This is a genomic window from Skermanella aerolata KACC 11604 (assembly GCF_000936425.1).
GTDB lineage: Bacteria > Pseudomonadota > Alphaproteobacteria > Azospirillales > Azospirillaceae > Skermanella > Skermanella aerolata.
On the sequence record NZ_AVFK01000007.1, the window covers coordinates 118,011 to 135,940 of the forward strand.

At 66.9% G+C, this 17,930-nt stretch carries 17 protein-coding genes; 6 read left to right on the forward strand and 11 right to left on the reverse strand.

From position 1 onward, the window contains the following. Positions 1–51 precede the first annotated feature (51 nt). Positions 52–342: a YciI family protein gene (locus N826_RS11355; protein ID WP_044428743.1), complete on the reverse strand. Its 291-nt coding sequence runs from the start codon at positions 340–342 to the stop codon at positions 52–54. A gap of 166 nt (positions 343–508) precedes the next feature. On the opposite strand from N826_RS11355, the gene N826_RS11360 reads away from it, so the two are divergent. Together N826_RS11360 and N826_RS11365 are read left to right on the forward strand one after the other, a co-directional pair. Next, the gene (locus N826_RS11360; RefSeq protein WP_044428745.1) at positions 509–1,045 is read left to right on the forward strand and encodes a sigma-70 family RNA polymerase sigma factor; all 537 of its coding nucleotides are present in this window, start codon (positions 509–511) and stop codon (positions 1,043–1,045) included. Then, positions 1,042–1,860 (forward strand): anti-sigma factor family protein, encoded by an 819-nt coding sequence (locus tag N826_RS11365; protein WP_044428746.1) that lies wholly within the window; start codon positions 1,042–1,044, stop codon positions 1,858–1,860. Before N826_RS11360 ends, N826_RS11365 begins: the two co-directional genes overlap by 4 nt. On the opposite strand, the gene N826_RS11370 is transcribed toward N826_RS11365, so the two are convergent. From N826_RS11370 to N826_RS11410, 9 genes are all read right to left on the reverse strand, one after another. Beyond that, complete coding sequence (locus tag N826_RS11370) at positions 1,824–2,732, reverse strand: LysR family transcriptional regulator (RefSeq protein WP_044428747.1); 909 nt, start codon at positions 2,730–2,732, stop codon at positions 1,824–1,826. The two genes, N826_RS11365 and N826_RS11370, sit on opposite strands and share 37 nt — an antisense overlap. A gap of 49 nt (positions 2,733–2,781) precedes the next feature. Continuing rightward, on the reverse strand, positions 2,782–3,789 hold the full coding sequence (locus tag N826_RS11375; RefSeq protein WP_044428748.1) for a YeiH family protein: 1,008 nt from the start codon (positions 3,787–3,789) through the stop codon (positions 2,782–2,784). A gap of 85 nt (positions 3,790–3,874) precedes the next feature. Next, on the reverse strand, positions 3,875–4,189 hold the full coding sequence (locus N826_RS11380; protein ID WP_044428749.1) for a cupin domain-containing protein: 315 nt from the start codon (positions 4,187–4,189) through the stop codon (positions 3,875–3,877). A 19-nt stretch (positions 4,190–4,208) separates the two neighbouring features. Then, complete coding sequence (locus tag N826_RS11385; protein ID WP_052831056.1) at positions 4,209–5,261, reverse strand: histone deacetylase family protein; 1,053 nt, start codon at positions 5,259–5,261, stop codon at positions 4,209–4,211. Between the two features lie 27 nt (positions 5,262–5,288). After that, positions 5,289–6,284, reverse strand: a complete 996-nt coding sequence (locus tag N826_RS11390) for a ketopantoate reductase family protein (RefSeq protein ID WP_044428751.1) — start codon at positions 6,282–6,284, stop codon at positions 5,289–5,291. After that, positions 6,281–7,975, reverse strand: a complete 1,695-nt coding sequence (locus N826_RS11395) for an ABC transporter ATP-binding protein (RefSeq protein WP_044428752.1) — start codon at positions 7,973–7,975, stop codon at positions 6,281–6,283. The genes N826_RS11390 and N826_RS11395 overlap by 4 nt, the downstream gene beginning before the upstream one ends. After that, the gene (locus N826_RS11400) at positions 7,972–8,814 is read right to left on the reverse strand and encodes an ABC transporter permease (protein WP_044428753.1); all 843 of its coding nucleotides are present in this window, start codon (positions 8,812–8,814) and stop codon (positions 7,972–7,974) included. Before N826_RS11400 ends, N826_RS11395 begins: the two co-directional genes overlap by 4 nt. A 1-nt stretch (position 8,815) precedes the next feature. Continuing rightward, on the reverse strand, positions 8,816–9,793 hold the full coding sequence (locus N826_RS11405; protein WP_186818095.1) for an ABC transporter permease: 978 nt from the start codon (positions 9,791–9,793) through the stop codon (positions 8,816–8,818). A 57-nt stretch (positions 9,794–9,850) separates the two neighbouring features. Next, on the reverse strand, positions 9,851–11,461 hold the full coding sequence (locus N826_RS11410; protein WP_044428754.1) for an ABC transporter substrate-binding protein: 1,611 nt from the start codon (positions 11,459–11,461) through the stop codon (positions 9,851–9,853). A gap of 183 nt (positions 11,462–11,644) precedes the next feature. Between N826_RS11410 and N826_RS11415 the strand changes: the two genes are divergently transcribed. The 4 genes from N826_RS11415 (at position 11,645) to N826_RS11430 (ending at position 16,264) form a co-directional block, all read left to right on the forward strand. Then, entirely contained in the window at positions 11,645–12,604 is a 960-nt protein-coding gene (locus tag N826_RS11415; RefSeq protein WP_044428755.1) for a LysR family transcriptional regulator, read from the forward strand. A 434-nt stretch (positions 12,605–13,038) separates the two neighbouring features. Continuing rightward, positions 13,039–13,449, forward strand: a complete 411-nt coding sequence (locus N826_RS11420) for a response regulator (protein ID WP_044428757.1) — start codon at positions 13,039–13,041, stop codon at positions 13,447–13,449. A gap of 143 nt (positions 13,450–13,592) precedes the next feature. Then, positions 13,593–15,875 (forward strand): CHASE domain-containing protein, encoded by a 2,283-nt coding sequence (locus N826_RS11425; RefSeq protein ID WP_084720667.1) that lies wholly within the window; start codon positions 13,593–13,595, stop codon positions 15,873–15,875. Next, complete coding sequence (locus N826_RS11430) at positions 15,872–16,264, forward strand: response regulator (protein WP_169789325.1); 393 nt, start codon at positions 15,872–15,874, stop codon at positions 16,262–16,264. Before N826_RS11425 ends, N826_RS11430 begins: the two co-directional genes overlap by 4 nt. A gap of 28 nt (positions 16,265–16,292) precedes the next feature. Here N826_RS11430 and N826_RS11435 read toward each other — a convergent pair whose 3' ends face one another. Beyond that, positions 16,293–17,891: an ATP-binding protein gene (locus N826_RS11435; protein WP_052831061.1), complete on the reverse strand. Its 1,599-nt coding sequence runs from the start codon at positions 17,889–17,891 to the stop codon at positions 16,293–16,295. Between the last annotated feature and the right edge of the window lie 39 nt (positions 17,892–17,930).

Consider the following 17,930-nt stretch of genomic DNA (forward strand, 5'->3'; position numbering starts at 1 on the left):
AGCGAAATACCCGCGCAACGCGGAGGAACGCTTCAAGTCAGCGCCCTTCGTTCACCCCAAGGGAGCGCACCGGAAGGGCTTGACCTCGATCTTCTGCCAGACGCCTTCGGTAACGTAGGGGTCGGCGGCCAGCCACGCGTCCACCGCCGCGCGGTCGGGGAACTCGACGATGCAGGACGATCCGACCATGCGGCCGTCGTCGTCGAGGATGGCGCCGCCGACGATCATGCTGCCATTGGCCTTCATGGCACGGGCACCGACCAGATGGGGTTCGCGCGCCGCCATCCTGCGATCCAGGGCGCCTTCGTCGGTACCATCATAGGCGATGATCAGGAACTGCATTTTCTATCGAATCCTTCTGGTTACGGCAGTTGGCGTCATCATCGAATATCGGTCCGCCAGCCAACCCTGCGCCAGAAAAATGATGGATAGGGTGGAATGTTCGCTAACCTCCGGCGTCCACTGAGTCCGGGCGGATAGACCGGCGGCGGCGCGGAGAAAGTTCGGAATGAATGAGACGGCGGCACTGATAGAGCCGCATATCCCGGCCCTGCGGCGCTATGCCTTCGCCCTGATCCGGGACGACGCCTCGGCGGACGACCTCGTTCAGGACTGCCTGGAGCGGGCCGTCTCCCGTTGGCACCTGCGGCGCGGCGGCGATGTCCGGGCATGGCTGTTCACGATCCTGCACAACCTGTTCGTCAGTCAGCGCCGGCAGACGCTCCGGCGCGGACCTCACCGGACATTGGAGGACGTGGAACATGAAACCGGCATCCCAAGCGCCCAGGAGCACGCCGTCATCCACCGCGACATGCTGCGGGCACTGGCCACCCTGCCGGAAGAGCAGCAGTCGGTCCTGCTGCTGATCGGGGTGGAAGACCTCTCCTATGCCGAAGCCGCCGGCATCGTCGGCGTGCCGGTCGGAACGATCATGTCGAGACTGAGCCGGGGGCGGAACCGGTTGCGCCGCCTCCTGAACGGCGGTCCAGTCGATGAAGAGCGCACCACCAGCGAGCGATCGTCGACGCTCAGGAGAATCAAATGACGGGGGGCATGCCGATCGGCGACGACGACCTGCACGGCTATGTCGACCAGCGCCTGACGCCGGAACGGATGGCTGCGGTCGAAGCCTATATCGCGACCCATCCCGATGCCGCCGCCCAGGTCCTTCAGTACCGGGAACAGCGGGATGCGTTGCGCTCCGCTCTCCAGCATAAATACGACGAACCCGTCCCTGTCCGGCTGCGGGTTGCCGGTATCCAGGCCGAAAGGCGGCGCCGGTGGCGGCGAAGCCTCGGGCGGGTCGCGGCGGCGGGGCTCTGGCTGCTGATCGGTGCGGCGGGAGGCTGGATCGCCAACGAGGAACTGACGGCAACGCCTCCGGTGCGGGTCGCGGCGTCATCCGCATTGCCCGCGAATGCCGTCGCCCAGGAAGCCCTGACCGCCCACCGCATCTTCGCCGCCGAGGTCAGGCACCCGGTCGAAGTGGACGTCACCCAGGAAAAGCACCTCGTCGAGTGGCTGTCGAAGCGCCTTGCCCGCCCCTTGCGGGTCCCGGACCTTTCGGCCCAGGGATACAGGCTGATGGGCGGCCGGCTTCTGCCGGCGTCCGCCGGTCCCGCCGCCCAGTTCATGTACGACGACGGCACGGGACGACGGCTCACGGTCTACCTGACGGCGGAGGACGGCGGTGAAACGTCGTTCCGCTATGTCCAGGACGGCGAACTCGGCGGCTTCTACTGGCGCGATGCCGGCTTCGGCTATGCGGTGCTGGCACAAGCCGACCGGCGCGACCTGCTGGCGACGGCGGAGGCGATCTATCGTCAGACCGACGATACGGTCCCTGTGTCCGGGCGGTAGCCGATCAGCCCCAGCAGCGCTTGGCCGGCCTTGGTGGTGTAGCGCTCCTTGTGGCACAGCGCCAGGAACCGCCGCTTCGGCAAGGCCGCATCCAGGCGAACCAGCAGCCCGGCTCGGACGGACGGCGCCGACACCAGTCCGGAGATCACGGTGGCGCCGGCTCCGGCCTCCACGGCGCTGCGGACGGCCTCGTTGGACGGCAGTTGAAGCGCCACCTCGAGGCGTTCCGGCGCGACGCCGACAGCCCTCAGCGCCGATTCGAACATTGCGCGGGTGCCGGAGCCGGGTTCGCGCAGCACCCATAGCGTTTCCGGAAACGCCGGCAGGTCAACCGCGCCCCGCCCGGCCCAGGGATGATCCGGAGCGACCACGAGAACCAGGTCGTCCTCCGCGATCGCATGGATCGCCAAGGCAGGTTCGTCGACTTCGCCCTCGACGAAGCCGAGATCCGTCTCTCCGTCGCGGACCAGTGCCGCGACCTGTTCGGTATTGCCGATGGTCAGGTCGAGCGCGATCCCCGGATGGAGCGACCGGAACCGGTGCATGACCGGCGGCAGCCAGTAATTGGCGACGGTCTGGCTGGCAGCCAGGGACAGCACGCCGCGCGCCAATCCCGCCAGGTCCATCAGGACGGTTTCGGCAGCGGCGGCTCTCGCCAGCACCGCCCGCGCCTCCGTCAGGAACAGCCTGCCGGCCTGGGTCAGTTCGATCCTGCGGCCCACCCGGTCGAACAGCCGGGTTGCATAGCGCGCCTCGAGCGCCGCGATGGCGGCGCTGACCGCCGACTGCGTCAGGTTGATGTCGCGCGCGGCGCCGGTAACGTGCTCGCGCTCGGCCACGGCGACGAAAATGCGGAGTTGTTCAAGCGTCATGCCCAGGACCTTCGATGCGACACGAGCTTACATCCGCCTTGCCCGGAAATCACAGCGGATGCCCGAGCAGCCGGATCAGGCCCAGGCTGATTGCCGCAAGCGCCAGCAGCGAGACGGTGACCGCCGCGACGACGCGCAGCCCCGCCCTTGCCACCACCCTGATGTCGACACCCAGCCCCAGCGCCGCCATCGACAGCGTCGTCAGGGCGCCGGAAACCGCCGCGGCCGGCTCCAAGACCGGCTCCGGCAGCAATCCGGCGGAGCGAAGCCCCGCCAGCCCCAGGAACCCCACGATGAACCAGGGAACGAGATGGCGAAGCGTCGGACGCCCGGTCCCCGCCGTCAGGGACAGGGCGAGCACGACCGGCCCCAGCATCAGCACCCGGACCAGCTTGACCAGCGTGCCGATCTGGACGCTCAGGGCCGCGACCGGACTTGTGGCGGCAAGCACCTGCGGCACGGCATAGACGGTCAGCCCGGCCAGCACGCCGTATTGCGCATCGCTCAGCCCGAATGCCGGCGCCGCCAGCGGCAGCGCCAGGACCACCGCGACTCCAAGGACGGCGGTGAACGCGATCGACGTCGCGACGTCGTCGCCATCGGCGCCGATCACCGGCGCGGTGGCCGCGATGGCGGAGTTGCCGCAGATCGAGTTGCCGCAGGCGATCAGGACGGCGATCCGGTGCCGCAGCCCGAGCATCCGGCCGATGCCGTAACTGACCGCGATGGCGACAGCCACGACGCCCGCGATCCCGGCCAGCAGTTCCGGCCCGACCTGAAGGATCGATCCGGCGCCTACCGAAGCCCCCAGCAGCATGACCGCGACCTCCAGCAGCGTCCGTGCGCCGAAGTCGATCCCGGCGCACCAGTGCTTGCCTGGAGTCCAGGCCGTCCGCACCGCGACGCCGATCAGGATCGCCAGCACCAGCGCCTCCAGCCAGGCCCGGCCGAACAGCCACACCTCCACCGCCTGCAAGCCGGTCGCGGCGATGGTGACGCCGGCGCACAGAACAAGGCCGGGCAGAAGAGCGTAGATGCGGTTGGTGCTGTTGGACATTGGAATGCCTCACGATCCGATGGGCATAACCTGAGCCCCACGGACCGTTCATTCCAACGCATTGTATCGCTCGAACTGATCGATTTTATCGATCGGTTGGTTCCAGGAACTCGACCTCCACGAAGACCAGGTCGCCGTCGCCCTCGTTGATCACGTTGTGGGACACCCCGGCGGAACGGAAATAGCTGCGGCCCGGCTCCAGCTCGGCATGGTTCACCGTGCCGTCCGGCATCTCCAGCCGCATGCGGCTGCTGGTGACGGGGACGATCACGTAATCGTATTCGTGGGTGTGGGCTCCCGTCTCGGCGCCGGGCGCGAAGCGCCATTCGGTGACGCGGGTGCGGCCGTTCTCGATGTGCTGGTGCGGCGTCGCCTTGGGGCGGCTGGAAGCGTCGGTCATGATGCTTGGAATCTCCGGTTCAGCGGGTGGATGCGGCTTCGAAGCCGTTCAGGAAGCTGGTCAGGTTGGCGGCAAGATGATCGACGGCGTAGCCGCCTTCCTGGACGACGACGGTCGGCAGACCGGCTTCGGCGACGGTGCGGCCAAGCCTGCCGAAACCCGGCGTCGTGACGCCGAAGGCCGCCAGCGGGTCGTCCTTGAAGGTGTCGAACCCGAGCGACAGCACAATCAGCGACGGCGCGAAGCGCCCGATCGACGCCAGCCCGTCTCGTACGGCCGCAAGAAAGTCGTCTTCCGAGGTCCCGAGCGGCAGCGGCATGTTGAGGTTGAAGCCTTCGCCGCGTCCGGCGCCGCGCTCATGCCCATAGCCCGCCATGAAGGGATAGAACTCGCTCGGATCGGCATGGATCGACACGACGAACACGTCGTCGCGCTCCCAGAAGACGGCCTGGGTGCCGTTGCCGTGGTGGACATCGACGTCGAACACCGCGACGCGCGGCGGCAACCCGCGGCCCGCCAGCAGCCGAAGCGCCTCCTGCGCCGCGATGGCGGCGTGGTTCAGGTAGCAGAAGCCTCCCGCCATGTCGCGTCCGGCATGGTGGCCGGGCGGGCGGCACAGGGCATAGGCGGCAGGCTCCTCGCCCGACGCCACCGCACGCGCCGCCGCCACGGCGCAGTCGGACGCCGCCCTGGTCGCGGCCCAGGTCCCTTCCGCGATGGGACAGGCGGTGTCGCTCATATGGTATCCCGCCTGCCCCACGACGCTGACCGGGTAAGACAGCATGTCCGGCCCGCGATGGACGTTGGGAATCACGGCGGAGGACGCGTCGGGCAGCTTTATCCAGCGCGCATGCGCGGTCTCCAGGAACGCCAGGTATTCCGGGGAATGGACGGCGGCCCGCGCCGCTGGTCCGGCATCCGGAGCCACCTCGACCCGGTCGCCGCGCCGGTTCAGGGCGTCGAGCACCGCCGTCACGCGCTCCGGCTTCTCCGGCACCGGCTTCGGCTGGCCGCGTACGAGGAACTGTGGCGGCCGGTGCAGCACGGTGTCGGGATGGTGGAAACAGCGCATCGAAGCTCTCCGTTGTCGTAAGTGTCGTCAGGCCGCCATGCCGGCGGTACCGCTGCCCCTGTGCCGGGCCTTCATGTCCACCAGGGCCGCGACCGTCTCCACCGTCGGGGTCGGCACGCCGACCAGCGCTCCCAACTCGGCGACCGAGCGGACGATGGCCTCGACTTCCAGCCGCTTTCCGGCCTCCATGTCCTGGAGCATGCTGGTGCGGAAGTCGCCGACGCCGGCGGCTGCCGCGATCCGCGCCTCGATATCCGCCGTGAAGGTGATCCCAAGACGCTCCGCCACCGCCCTTGCCTCCGCCATCAGCGTCCGGGCGACGGCACGCGTGCCGGGATCGACGCAGAGCGCCCCCGGGGTGGCGCCGGTCAGGGCGCTCAGCGGATTGAAGGCGAGGCTGCCCCATAGCCTGGTCCAGATATCGGCGCGGATGTCCAGGCTGCCGCGCGCCTGGAAACCGGCAAGGCCGAACAACTCGACCACGCTTTCCACCGCCGCCGTCCTGCGGCCCAGCGGATCGCCGAAGACGAACCGCTGGTCGTCCACATGGCGGATGCGCCCGACGCCGTCGGCTTCGACCGATACCCAGGTGACCGCGCCGACCAGCCGGTCCGACGGGATGGACCGCCACAGCGTGCCGTCGGGGTCCACCGCCTTCAGGCGGTAGGATTCGAGCGGTTCCGGCTGGCCCAGCGGATACCACCACGGGATGCCGTTGATCATCGGCACGACAGCCGTCTCCGGCCCCATGAGACTGGACAGCGTATCCAGCGCGCCTCCCAGGGCATGGGCCTTGACGCACAGGAAGACCGCGTCCTGCGTACCCGCCGACAATGCGTCGTCGGTCACCCTGACCGGCACGCGGGAAACGCGGCCCAGGGGAGTGACCATCGTGATGCCGTCATGGGATATCGCCTCCGCCGCCCGGGCGCGGGCGATCAGCGTCACCCCGGCTGGCGTCCGGGTCAGGCGCGCCGCCAGCAGGCAGCCGACCGCGCCGGCCCCGACGATGGCGACCTTCATGCGACGGCACCCCGGCCGGCGAGCCCGGCCGTGCCGGTCCGAAGCTCTTCCGGGATCTCCCAGCCCTTGCCGGGGATCGCGTCGAGCAGGGTGCGGGTATAGGCGTGCTGGGGGTTCTGGAAGACCTCGCGCGCCGTGTTCATCTCCACGACCTTGCCCCGCTGCATCACCGCTATCGTGTCGCAAACCTGGGCCGCCACCCGCAGGTCGTGGGTGATGAACAGCATGGCGAGGCCGAAGCGGTGCCGGATGTCCTCCAGCAGGTCGAGCACCTGACGCTGGACCGACACGTCCAGGGCCGACACCGGCTCGTCGGCGATGATCAGCTTCGGCTCCAGCGCCAGCGCGCGGGCGATGGAGATGCGCTGGCGCTGGCCGCCGGAGAACTCGTGCGGGTAGCGGTCCGCCGCACTCTCCGGCAGTCCGACCAGCCGCAGCAGCTCGCGTGCCCGCGCCGTCGCCTTGGATCGTGATTCGCCGAACGCGACCGGCCCCTGGGCGATGATATCGGCGACCTTGTGGCGCGGGTTGAGCGAGGCGTAGGGGTCCTGGAAGATCATCTGGATGTCTTTCCGGACCGGCCGGAACTGGTTGCGGCTCAACGCCGCCAGATCCTGTCCCTGGAACAGGATGCGCCCGCCGTCTGTCTTGTTCAGCCCGACGATGCAGCGGCCCAGGGTCGATTTGCCGGACCCGCTCTCCCCCACCACGCCCAGCGTTTCGCCGGGATGGATGGTCAGGCTGATGTCGTCGCCGGCCACCAGTTCCCGGCCCTTGCGGAACAGCCCTCCCCCTAAGTGAAAGACCTTCCGGACCTTCTCCGCCGTCAGCAGCGCATCGCCCCGTTTCAGGAAATCGCCGCGGTGCTCGATATAGTGCGGGACGGCGGCGATGAGCTGGCGGGTATAGGGGTGCCGGGGCTGGTTGAGCACCTGCGCCGCCGGACCCGCCTCGACGCAGCGGCCGTGCTGCATGACGGCGACGTTGGTCGCGATCTCCGCCACCACGCCGAAGTCGTGGGTGATGAACATGACGCCCATCCGGCGTTCCGCCTGGATCGTGCGGATCAGGCCCAGGATCTGCTTCTGCGTCGTCACGTCCAGGGCGGTCGTCGGTTCGTCCGCGATCAGGATGTCGGGTTCCAGCGCCAGCGCCATGGCGATCATGACCCGCTGCCGCTGCCCGCCCGACAGCCGGAACGGATAGCTGCGCCTCAGGCTTTCCGGATCGGGCAATCCGACGTCCGTCAGCAGTTCCACCACGCGGGCGCGCCGGGCCGCCTTGCTCGCGTAGGATTGCTCCATCGAGGAATGAGCCTTCAGGCTCTCCTCGATCTGGTCGCCGACCCGCATCAGCGGGTTGAGCGCCGTCATCGGTTCCTGGAAGATCATCGCGATCCGGTCGCCGCGCAGGCCGCGCTGCTCCGCACCGCCCATGGTCAGGATATCGCGCCCGCGATAGGCGATCTCCCCGCCGGTGACCCGGACATGCGGTCCGGGCAGCAGTCCCATGACGGCGTGCGCTGTCATCGACTTGCCGGACCCGGATTCGCCGACGACGCACAAGATCTCGTCACGGGCGATCCGCAGGTTGACGTTCTCAACCGCGTTGGGGCGCTCGGCCCCCTGCGGCAGGGCGACGGTCAGGTCGCGGACGTCGAGCAGGATATCGCTGCCGGTCTCCATCGTCATGCCCTCCCCTTGCGCGCCAGTTTCGGGTTGAGGGCGTCGTTCAGCCCCTCGCCGACCAGGTTGAGCGCCAGCACGGTCAGCAGGATTGCGATGCCGGGGAAGAAGCTCATCCACCACGCCTGCCGGATCACGGTGCGGGCGGCCCCGATCATGTAGCCCCAGCTCATGACGTTGGGATCTCCGAGGCCCAGGAAGCTTAGCGAGCTTTCCAGCAGGATCGCCGTAGCGACGGTCAGCGAGGCCGAGACGATGATCGGCGACAGGCTGTTGGGCAGGATCTGGCGCAGGATGATCGTTCCGGTTCCCTGCCCGGTGGTGATCGCCGCCTGGACGAACTCCCGCGAGCGCAGCGCCATGAACTCGCCGCGCGCCAGCCGGGCCAGCGGCGGCCAGCTCACCACCGCGATCGCTATCGTGATGTTGGCGATGCTGGGCGTGAAGATCGCGACCAGCACGACCGCCAGCACGAAGTTGGGGATCGTCTGGAACAGCTCGGTGAAGCGCATGATCGCGTCGTCGACGACTCCGCCGTGATAGCCGGCAATGGCGCCCAGCGTCACGCCGATCAGCAAGGCGACCGCCGTCGAACTCAGCCCGATCAGCAGCGACACCCGCGCGCCGTGGACGATGCCTGCCGCGATGTCGCGCCCCAGCGTATCCGATCCCAGCAGCGCGTCGTCAGACAGCGGCGGCTGGAACGGCATCGCCGCCATGTCCCACGGGCTTTGCGGATAGATCAGGTTGGCGAAGACGGCCGCCAGCACGACCAGCGCCAGGATCGCCAGCCCGACGACGGCCCCCCGGTTGCGCGCAAAGGCCTTCCAGAAGTCACGGCTCATGTCAGGCCACCTCGATGCGGGGATCGACCAGCGAATAGACGAGGTCGGTGACGATGTTGAAGACGATCACCATCACCGAGGTCACGAAGAAGATGCCCAGCAGCACCTGGTAGTCGCGCTGAAGCACGGCGTCGAAGGCCAGCCTGCCGATGCCGGGCCACGCGAACACCGTCTCGATCAGGATAGACCCGCCGATCAGGTGCCCGGCCTGGATGCCGGCGAAGGTGATGACCGGCAGGATGGCGTTGCGGAGCACGTGGCGGAAGACGATGCGCGCCTCCGTCAGCCCCTTGGCCCGCGCCGTCTTGACGAAGTCCATGTCGCGCACCTCCAGGATCGAGGCGCGGGTCAGCCGGGCGTAGACCGCCATGTAGAACAGCCCCAGCGTCACCACGGGCAGGATCAGGTGCGCGCCGATATCGGTCACCCGGTCCCAGCCCTCGTAGCCGCCGCCCACCGTCTCGTAGCCGAAAGCCGGCAGCCAGCCCAGCTGCACCGAGAACAGCAGGATCAGCATCAGTCCGACCCAGTAGATCGGTGTCGCGTAGCTGAGCAGGGCCAGCACCGTGATCGCGCTGTCGGACCACGTGCCGGCCCTCATCGCCGCCAGCGTGCCGAGCAGCACGCCCGCCGTCAGCGCCAGGACGAAGGCGAAGCCGGTCAGGACGAGAGTCGGCGGCAGCCTCTCTCCGATCAGGTCCCAGACCGGCCGCTGCTGCCGGTACGAATAGCCGAGGTCCCCCGTCGCCACGTCGGCCAGATAAATGCCGAGCTGCTCATGGATCGGCCGGTTGAGGCCGAACTGCTCGCGCAGTTGCTCGACATATTGCTGGTCGGCGGCTCCCGCTTCCCCGGCCATTACCATGGCCGGGTCGCCCGGTGCGGCGCGGACGAGCATGAAGTTGATCACCACGATGGCGAACAGGATGAAGACGGACTTGATCAGCCGCCTTCCCAGGAACGATGCGATGGCGGCCATGGCCGTTCAGCCCTTTCTCTGGGAATGGTTTCATGCGGGCGGTTTATGCCCCAAGAGTCACTTCTTCTTTTCGACCCAGACGTCGGCAAAGTTCTCCGACGTGCCGATCGCGGTGGTCACGGCGTTGTGGACCCGCTTGTTGACGAAGGTCGGGAACTCCATCTCCAGCAGCCAGATCACCGGCACGTCGTCGACCAGGATCTTCTGGGCCTGCCCCAGCTGCCCGGCGCGCTTGGCCGGATCGTTCTCGACGGCGGCCTTGGCGAACAGCGCGTCCAGCTCCGGGTTCGAATAACCCATGGTGTTGGAGAACATGACGCCCTTGCGGATGTTCTCGGTCGTGTAGGTCCGGGCGACGCCCAGCGACGGGTCGCCGTACTGGTAGACGAAGTTGTTGGTCGCCTGATAGTCCCAGTTGGAAACCTTCTGGACCCAGCCGGCGACGTCGGTGCTGGCAAGGTTCACCTTGACGCCGATCTTGCTCCAGGACTGCTTGATGTACTCGGCCGCCCGTGCCCAGGTCTCGCCATAGGGCATCGGCGTCAGGGTGATCTCGGCCCGCGTGCCGCCACTGCCCGGTTTCAGCCCCATCTCGTCCAGCAGCGCCTTGGCCTTGTCCGGATCGTAGGCGTACTTCGCGACATCCGCTTCGTAGTTCGGGGTGACCGAGTTGACCGGGCCGGTCGCGACGCGACCCAGGCCGAACCAGATCCGGTCCCGGATGAACTGCCGGTCCAGCCCGTACATCAGCGCCTGCCGGAAGCGCTTGTCGTTGAGCGGAGCCTCGCGGGTGTTCAGCTCGATCCATGACAGCGGGGCGACGAACTCGTAGCCCTTGGTCGTCATCGTCAGGTGCGGCAGTGCCTTCAGGCGCTGCACATCGAACGGCTCGACGTCGTTGTACTGGCTGATGTCCACTTCGCCGGTCTCCAGCGCCAGCGCGCGGCTGGCGGCGTCGGGGATCACGCGGAAATAGATGTCGTCGAGATAGGGCTTGCCCTCCAGGTAGTACTTGTCGTTCCGGACGAGGTGGATGTTGCTGCCCTTGACCCACTTGTCGAACTTGAACGGCCCGGTGCCGATCGGCGTCGCGTTCTTCGGGTTCTGCTTGTAGTCGGTGCCTTCATAGATATGCGCCGGCATGATCGGCGCCGTGGAAACCTCGAACGCCTTGATGAAGGCCGGGAAAGGCTGCTTCAGCTTGAACACCACCGTATAGTCGTCGGGCGCCTCGACGCTCTCGACATGGCTGAAGTTGGCGCGGGCGCGGGGATGGACTTCCGGCAGGAACTTGGTGGCGCTGAACACCACGTCCTTGGCGGTGAACGGCGTGCCGTCATGCCACTGGGCGTTCCGGCGCAGCTTGAAGCCGTAGCTCAGGCCGTCGGCGGAGACATCCCAGCTTTCGGCCAGCCCCGGCATCGGTTGGAGGTCATGGTCGTAGCGCAGCAGCCCTTCGTAGATCTTGCCGGCCACCGTCTGGGTCGGACCCTGCTGGTTGAGCCCCAGGACGAGGATCGGCGGCTCCGGCTGGACGATGACGCTGAGCGTCCCACCCTTCTGCACCTGCTCCTGCGCCAGCCCCGGACCGGCGAGTGCCGCCAGGAGGCCCGACGCGACGATCCCGGATGTCGCCAGACGCTTCAAATTTGCCAGTCGGTTGCTCATGCTTCTTTTTTGCTCCCTGTTCATCGACTCATGACCGGGGACTCCCGCGGAATGGCCGGCATCGGCTATCCGATCATTACGGGCAAGAAACGATCTCTCCGGCAAATAGGGAATTCTCATCACGGCCATAAACGGGAATTATGACCCCGATGTCGGTCACGATGAAAAGGGAACCCGCACCCGATGGCGGAACAGCGCGAACTCGACAAACTCGGCAATCAGCTCGACTGGAACCTATTGCGCACGTTTATGGTGATCGTGCAGGAAGGCAGCATAACGGCGGCCGCCAGCCGCCTGTTCGTGACCCAGCCGGCGGTTAGCCTCGCCCTCAAGAGGCTGGAAGCCCGCCTCGACCGCGAGTTGATCGAACGCGGCCCCGGCCATTTCCGGATCACGGAAGCGGGCGAGACGATCTACCGCGAAGTCGTCGACATCTACGGCACCATCAGCCGCTTCGGCATCCTGGTGCGCGAGATCCAGGAAGAAATCTCCGGCCATATCCGGATCTTCATGACCAGCCGGATCCAGACCGTCGTATTCGACCGCGTCCTGAGGGAGTTCCACATCCGGTATCCCAGGGTCACCTTCCGGATCGACGTTATCCCCTCCGCCGAAATCCACATCGCCTTGCAGCAGAAGATCTGCACCCTGGGCATCTGCCTATTGCGTGAACCGATCCCCGGCCTCAGGAGCGAAGTCCTGATCCACCAGACCTATCGGCTGTACTGCGGGCGCGGCCATCGTCTCTACGGCCGCACCGGCCTCGACGTCGCGGACCTCAGGAAAGAGGACTTCGTGTCCTTCACGACGGATCAGATCGACGGCACACTGTCGCCGCTGGCAGTGTTCCGGGCACGGGAGGGCTTCGGCGGCCGGATCGTCGGCGCCTCCGCCAATCTGGAGGAAGTGCGGCGCATGATCGTGTGCGGCCTGGGACTTGGCCCCTTGCCCGAACACATCGCGACCCGTGACGTCGCCGACGGGGAACTGTGGGAGTTGCCGCCCTACGAAGGCGTGGCTCCCGTCGACGTGCATCTGATCTGGAACCAGCAATCCAAGTTCAACCGCGCGGAAATCGCCTTCCGCGAAGCGCTTCTGGCCACCGTCAGGGATCTGCCCGTCGATCGGCGTCTGCCGACCTGACGGGCGCCGTCCCTGCTACCGGGACCTCAAGCCCCGACCCTCAGTGCTGGGTCGTCGCGGGCTTGTTCTCTCTCATCATGTCGGCAATGGCCACCGCGGTCGGAACCCCGATGATAACAATGGCAAGTAGCAGTCCCATGACGTCACCTCTTCAATAGGATGAACAAGATCGGGTCGCCTGGACAGTATAACGGCGTTTACGGCGGCCAGTCTCCGATATACCAGCGGCATACCCCTTAAGAGAGTGATCGTGGTAGAACCGGACAATGTTGCGCATATACGCAATCATTTTATCGAATTACGGCGAAATTCCGGCGTGAACATTTATAGCCAATCTTTAGGTGATTGGATCAACTCTCGAATTGGGTATTCCGGTAACTAATTATTAACTAGGTCTTGTGCATTATCCATGACTTATCCTGAAGGTCAAAGCCATGATGACGACACTCGCCGATCCGCCCCTGAAGCCGGCATCCACCGCGGGCCTCCGCATCCTGATCTGCGAGGACGATCCGCTGGCCGCCATGGATTTTGCTGAAATCCTGCGGAACGCGGGATGTCAGGTCGTCGGCCCCACCTACACGGCCGTCGAAGCGCTGGCCGAATCCTACCGGCGCCTGCCCGATCTGGCCCTGATCGACATCGGCCTGAAGGGCATGATCGACGGCATTTCCGTCGCCGCCGAACTGGCTCCGCTCGGCGTGCCGGTCATTTTCCTGACCGGCGACTATCAGCGGGCGGGACACGAGGGCCGGGAGCTCGCGACCGACATCCTCATCAAGCCGGTTTCGGAAAAAGCCATCCTTCGCGCCGTTGCCATGGCACTCCATCTGGACCAGGATTGAGACCGGCGGTCCTTTTCCCGTAGAGGAACCGCGAACGGTTTCTCCCTGACAGGCCTTACCCGAAATATCCAAAGTGCAGTTATTCGTTCCACATCCCGCCAAGAGCGGGCTTCTCAGGCTATGTGGCTGCCGGGTATAAGTTGATGATGCGGTCCCAATACTTCTTCGAGCGATCGGTGCATCCGACTGGCCATTCGACCGGCGCCTCCTCTTCACGACGGATGCCGTGGACCCATCTCGGCTGGCCGGTACTGATCGCGACCTTGGGACTGCTTGCCACTGTCATCGCGACCGGCGCGACCTGGACTTCGGTGGAGCGGACGGATCAGGAGCGTTTCCTGCGCGGGGTCGAACAGACCCAGGCCGCGATGCTCGACCGCATGGAGACCTACATCGCGGTCATCCGGTCCACCGCCGCCCTTTTCGCCGCGAGCGAAGAAGTGACGCGGGCGGAGTTCAAGGCTTTCGTCACGAAGCTGACCCTGGGGGAGCGCTACCCCGGCATCCAGGGCATCGGCTACAGCGTGCACGTGCCGCCCGGCCAGGTAAAGCAGATCGAAGCCGAGATGCGGGCTCAAGGCGCCGAGGGGTTCCGGATCTGGCCGGACACGCCAAGGGACGAGATCAACACGATCATCTACCTGGAGCCGTTCGACCGCCGCAACAAGGTCGCGGTCGGCTACGACATGTCGGTCGATCCGGTGCGCCGCGCCGCCATGGAGCGGGCGCGCGACACCGGGGAGCCAGCCTCGTCCGGCAAGGTCCGCCTCGTCCAGGAGATCGACCGGCAGGCGCAGGCGGGCTTCCTGATCTACGTGCCGGTCTATCGGAACGGCACCGTCCCGGCCACGGTCGAGGAGCGGCGCCGGCGGTTCCTGGGCCACGCCTATGCCCCGTTCCGCGCCGACGACCTGCTCGGCAAGCTCCTGGGCGGCGAGACGAGGCCCTACTTGGCATTGGAGGTCCATGACGGCGAACCGGACACCGGTACGCTGATGCACCGGTCCGGAGACTGGAGCGCCTTCAGCGACGTCCGCTACAGGACGGAACGCTCCCTGGAGGTGGCCGGCCGGCATTGGACGACCGTCTACATCGCGGGTCCCGGCCTTGAAGCGACGTCGGGGCGCTGGCTGGTCAGCGTCGTCGCCGTCGGCGGACTGCTCGCCACCGCGATGCTGCTGGTCGCCGCGTGGTTCCAGTCGCGCGCCCGCGCCGAAGCTGAGCGCGCTTCGGCGGCCGAGCTGCTGCGGGCGCAGGAACTCGAGATCATCAATGCCGTCGGCGCCGAGGTTTCGGCACAGCTCGACCTCGACCGGCTGGTACAATCCATCACCGACGCCGCGACCCGCGTTTCGGGCGCCCAGGTCGGCGCCTTTTTCTACAACGTTCACGACGAACGCGGCGAATCCTACATGCTGCACGCGCTGTCCGGCGCCAATCCCCGCCTGTTCGCCGGCTATTCGATGCCCCGCAACACGGAGCTGTTCGCCCCCACCTTCCGGGGCGAGGCTCCGGTCCGGTCCGACGACATCACGAAAGACCCCCGCTACGGCAGGAACGCGCCGCATGGCGGCATGCCGCCGGGCCATCCCATGGTCCGCAGCTATCTGGCCGTCCCCGTCGTTTCCCGCTCCGGCGAAACGCTGGGCGGGCTGCTCCTCGGACACGGCAAGCCGGGAGTCTTCACCATCCGCGCCGAGCGGCTGGTCGCCGGCCTCGCCGCCCAGGCCGCCGTGGCGGTCGACAATGCCCGGCTGTTCGGCGCGGTCCAGAAGGAGGCGGAGCGCCGCAAGCTCCTGCTCGACGAGCTCAACCACCGGGTCAAGAACACGCTGGCCGCCGTCCAGTCGATCGCGCGCCAGACCTCGCGGTCCGCCCCGACGCCCGAGGCGTTCGCCGCTTCCTTCGAAGGTCGTCTGTTCGCCCTCTCGCACACCCACGACCTGCTGACGCGCGGCAACTGGGAAAACGCGCCGCTGGCGGAACTTGCCCGGTCCGAACTGGCGCCCTACGGCCAAAGCCGCGCCGTGGTGAAAGGCCCGGCCGTGTTGCTGCCACCCCAGGACGCCGTCGCGATCGGCATGGCCTTCCACGAACTGGCGACCAACGCCGCCAAATACGGCGCTCTGTCGACTGCCGGCGGCCACGTGCGGGTCGGCTGGTCGATAGCCCCGATCAACGGCAAGCCCTGGCTGAAGATCGTGTGGGAAGAAGCCGGCGGGCCTCCCGTAGCGGCGCCGACGCGCCAAGGATTCGGCACGCGCCTGCTCGGCGGCGGGCTTGCCAATCAACTGGATGGAATGGTGACATTGGACTTCCCGGTCGGCGGCCTCCGCTGCGTGATCGAGTTTCCGCTTGTCACCGGCGCCGCTGCCGGAGCCGGCGCCGGGATGGAAACGAGGCTGGCGGCCGGGGCGGTGGCGTGACCGAGGGTGCTGCGGAACCGAAAAGCCTCGAGGCGCTGCGCATCCTCGTGGTGGAGGATGAGATGCTGGTCGCCATGGAGCTGGGGGAAATCCTCCAGGGCTTCGGCTGCTTCGTGATCGGACCCGCGTCGCGCATCCGCCACGCTCTCCGCCTCGCCGGCGAGGCGGAGATCGACGCCGCCGTGCTCGACGTCAACGTCGCCGGCGAAAAGGTCTTTCCGGTCGCCGAGGTGCTGACCCGCCGGGGCGTGCCGTTCGTATTCGCCACCGGCTACGGCGCCGCCGGCATCGACGGCGTCTTCCCCGACAGTCCCATCCTTCAGAAGCCCTATGCGGAAGCGGCCCTGGCCGCGGCGCTGACGGACGCCCTGTCGCGCCCGGCCGCCTGAACCGCCGGATCGCGCAAGGCTCCGGCCGTCATGCCGCGGTTTCGTCCACCGGCAGCGTGAAGTGAAAGGTGGCGCCGTGCCGGAGGTTGTTCGTCATCCACAGCCGTCCGCCGTGCGATTCGACGATCGACTGGCAGATCATCAGTCCCATGCCCAGCCCGTATGACTTGGTCGTGAAGAACGGCTCGAAGATCCGGTCCTCGTGCTTGGCATCCAGCCCGGTGCCGGCATCCTCCACCGATACGACGATGCAGTGCGGCTCATGGATACCTGACCGGATGCGGAGCACGCGCGCCCGGTCGGTGACCGTGCTCATGGCGTCGATCGCATTCGTCACCAGGTTCGTCAGGACCTGCTGAAGCTGGACGGGATTTCCGGTAACCGCCGGCAGGTCACCGTCCAACTCGGTCTGGACGGCGACGCGGCTCAACCGCACATCGCTCTGCGTTTGCCCGAGCACGTCCTGGATCAGCCCGTTGACGTTCAGCGGAAACCGGTCCTGCGCGCCCTTCCGGAACACCGTCCTGACGCTCTCGATGATCTTCGCGGCGCGGTGTCCGTCGTTGACGATGCTCTTCAGCGCCGCCTTGGTCTCGTCCAGGTCGGGCTGTTCCCTTTGCAGCCAGCGCAGGCCCGCATCGGCATGGGTGACCATGCTCGTCAGCGGCTGGTTGACCTCGTGGGCGATCGAAGCCGACAGGACTTCCATCGTCGTCAGCCGCGCTTCCCGCGTCCGGCGTTCGGCCGAGACGGACCGCGCAAGCCGCGCGTACAGCGTCGTCGTCTCGGACAGCAGGACCAGCAGCACCAAGCTTGCCGACATCAGCCCGTAGAGGCGGCCGGCCCACCAGCCGACGCTGAAGCGGCCGGCGCTGATGTATCCCAGCAGGAAAGTCTCGATCAGCCAGACGCACAGGACGACCATCAGCCAGAGATCGAGCACGGAACGCCGCCGGGACCACAGCAGCGCCAGCGCCGCGAGGCAGAGGACGGACGCGGTTGCCGGAACGTAGCTCCAGATCGCGGAAACCCGCGATGTGTCGGTCATCAGGCGCGGCAGCAGGGCGTCGTCCGAAACGCTGATCCAGGTCAGTCCGCAGATCGCGGCGACGACAGCCGCGATGCTCCCAGGAACGATCCTGTTCACCGGTCCGGACAGATCGCCCTCGGTGGGAGAGGAATCCTTCAGCAGGACGTAGACGAGCACGAACAGCGGCAGTCCGATGCGCCGGACCGCCGCGATCAGCGCCGTGCCCTGAAGGCCGGCATCGAGCAGGCCGGAAGGTCCGAACACTCCGGGAAAGGTGAGGACCCACGGGATTATCAGCAGCGCCGTCGACAGGTAGCCTGCCGCCAGGACCAGCATGGCGCGGGAGCGCTGGATCGCGACCAGGACGAACAGCAGCGCCGAGGTGATCAGTTCGGCCATCAGCACCGCGGTCGCATAAGCCGGCAGCAGTATCTGCGTGTCGTTCAGCGGGACCCGCGCGAACGGCACCGTCACGATCAGGGCCAGCACCAATGCCAGAAGCACCCAGACAGCCAGCCGGACCTGCCCCCGGCTGGGCGGCACCGTCGAGACAAGAAACTTCCGGTCGTCCGGCAACTCGTTTTCCAGCCTCAGCATGTCCCGCCCAAATCGATCCAAAACCAATTAATTCGCCCG

What these genes read in the sequence shown, in the direction of transcription:
- N826_RS11355 (WP_044428743.1), bottom strand. Translation starts at nt 342, where the DNA reads ATGCAGTTCCTGATCATCGCCTATGATGGTACCGACGAAGGCGCCCTG.
- N826_RS11360 (WP_044428745.1), top strand. Translation starts at nt 509, where the DNA reads ATGAATGAGACGGCGGCACTGATAGAGCCGCATATCCCGGCCCTGCGG.
- N826_RS11365 (WP_044428746.1), top strand. Translation starts at nt 1,042, where the DNA reads ATGACGGGGGGCATGCCGATCGGCGACGACGACCTGCACGGCTATGTC.
- N826_RS11370 (WP_044428747.1), bottom strand. Translation starts at nt 2,732, where the DNA reads ATGACGCTTGAACAACTCCGCATTTTCGTCGCCGTGGCCGAGCGCGAG.
- N826_RS11375 (WP_044428748.1), bottom strand. Translation starts at nt 3,789, where the DNA reads ATGTCCAACAGCACCAACCGCATCTACGCTCTTCTGCCCGGCCTTGTT.
- N826_RS11380 (WP_044428749.1), bottom strand. Translation starts at nt 4,189, where the DNA reads ATGACCGACGCTTCCAGCCGCCCCAAGGCGACGCCGCACCAGCACATC.
- N826_RS11385 (WP_052831056.1), bottom strand. Translation starts at nt 5,261, where the DNA reads ATGCGCTGTTTCCACCATCCCGACACCGTGCTGCACCGGCCGCCACAG.
- N826_RS11390 (WP_044428751.1), bottom strand. Translation starts at nt 6,284, where the DNA reads ATGAAGGTCGCCATCGTCGGGGCCGGCGCGGTCGGCTGCCTGCTGGCG.
- N826_RS11395 (WP_044428752.1), bottom strand. Translation starts at nt 7,975, where the DNA reads ATGACGATGGAGACCGGCAGCGATATCCTGCTCGACGTCCGCGACCTG.
- N826_RS11400 (WP_044428753.1), bottom strand. Translation starts at nt 8,814, where the DNA reads ATGAGCCGTGACTTCTGGAAGGCCTTTGCGCGCAACCGGGGGGCCGTC.
- N826_RS11405 (WP_186818095.1), bottom strand. Translation starts at nt 9,793, where the DNA reads ATGGCCGCCATCGCATCGTTCCTGGGAAGGCGGCTGATCAAGTCCGTC.
- N826_RS11410 (WP_044428754.1), bottom strand. Translation starts at nt 11,461, where the DNA reads ATGAGCAACCGACTGGCAAATTTGAAGCGTCTGGCGACATCCGGGATC.
- N826_RS11415 (WP_044428755.1), top strand. Translation starts at nt 11,645, where the DNA reads ATGGCGGAACAGCGCGAACTCGACAAACTCGGCAATCAGCTCGACTGG.
- N826_RS11420 (WP_044428757.1), top strand. Translation starts at nt 13,039, where the DNA reads ATGATGACGACACTCGCCGATCCGCCCCTGAAGCCGGCATCCACCGCG.
- N826_RS11425 (WP_084720667.1), top strand. Translation starts at nt 13,593, where the DNA reads ATGATGCGGTCCCAATACTTCTTCGAGCGATCGGTGCATCCGACTGGC.
- N826_RS11435 (WP_052831061.1), bottom strand. Translation starts at nt 17,891, where the DNA reads ATGCTGAGGCTGGAAAACGAGTTGCCGGACGACCGGAAGTTTCTTGTC.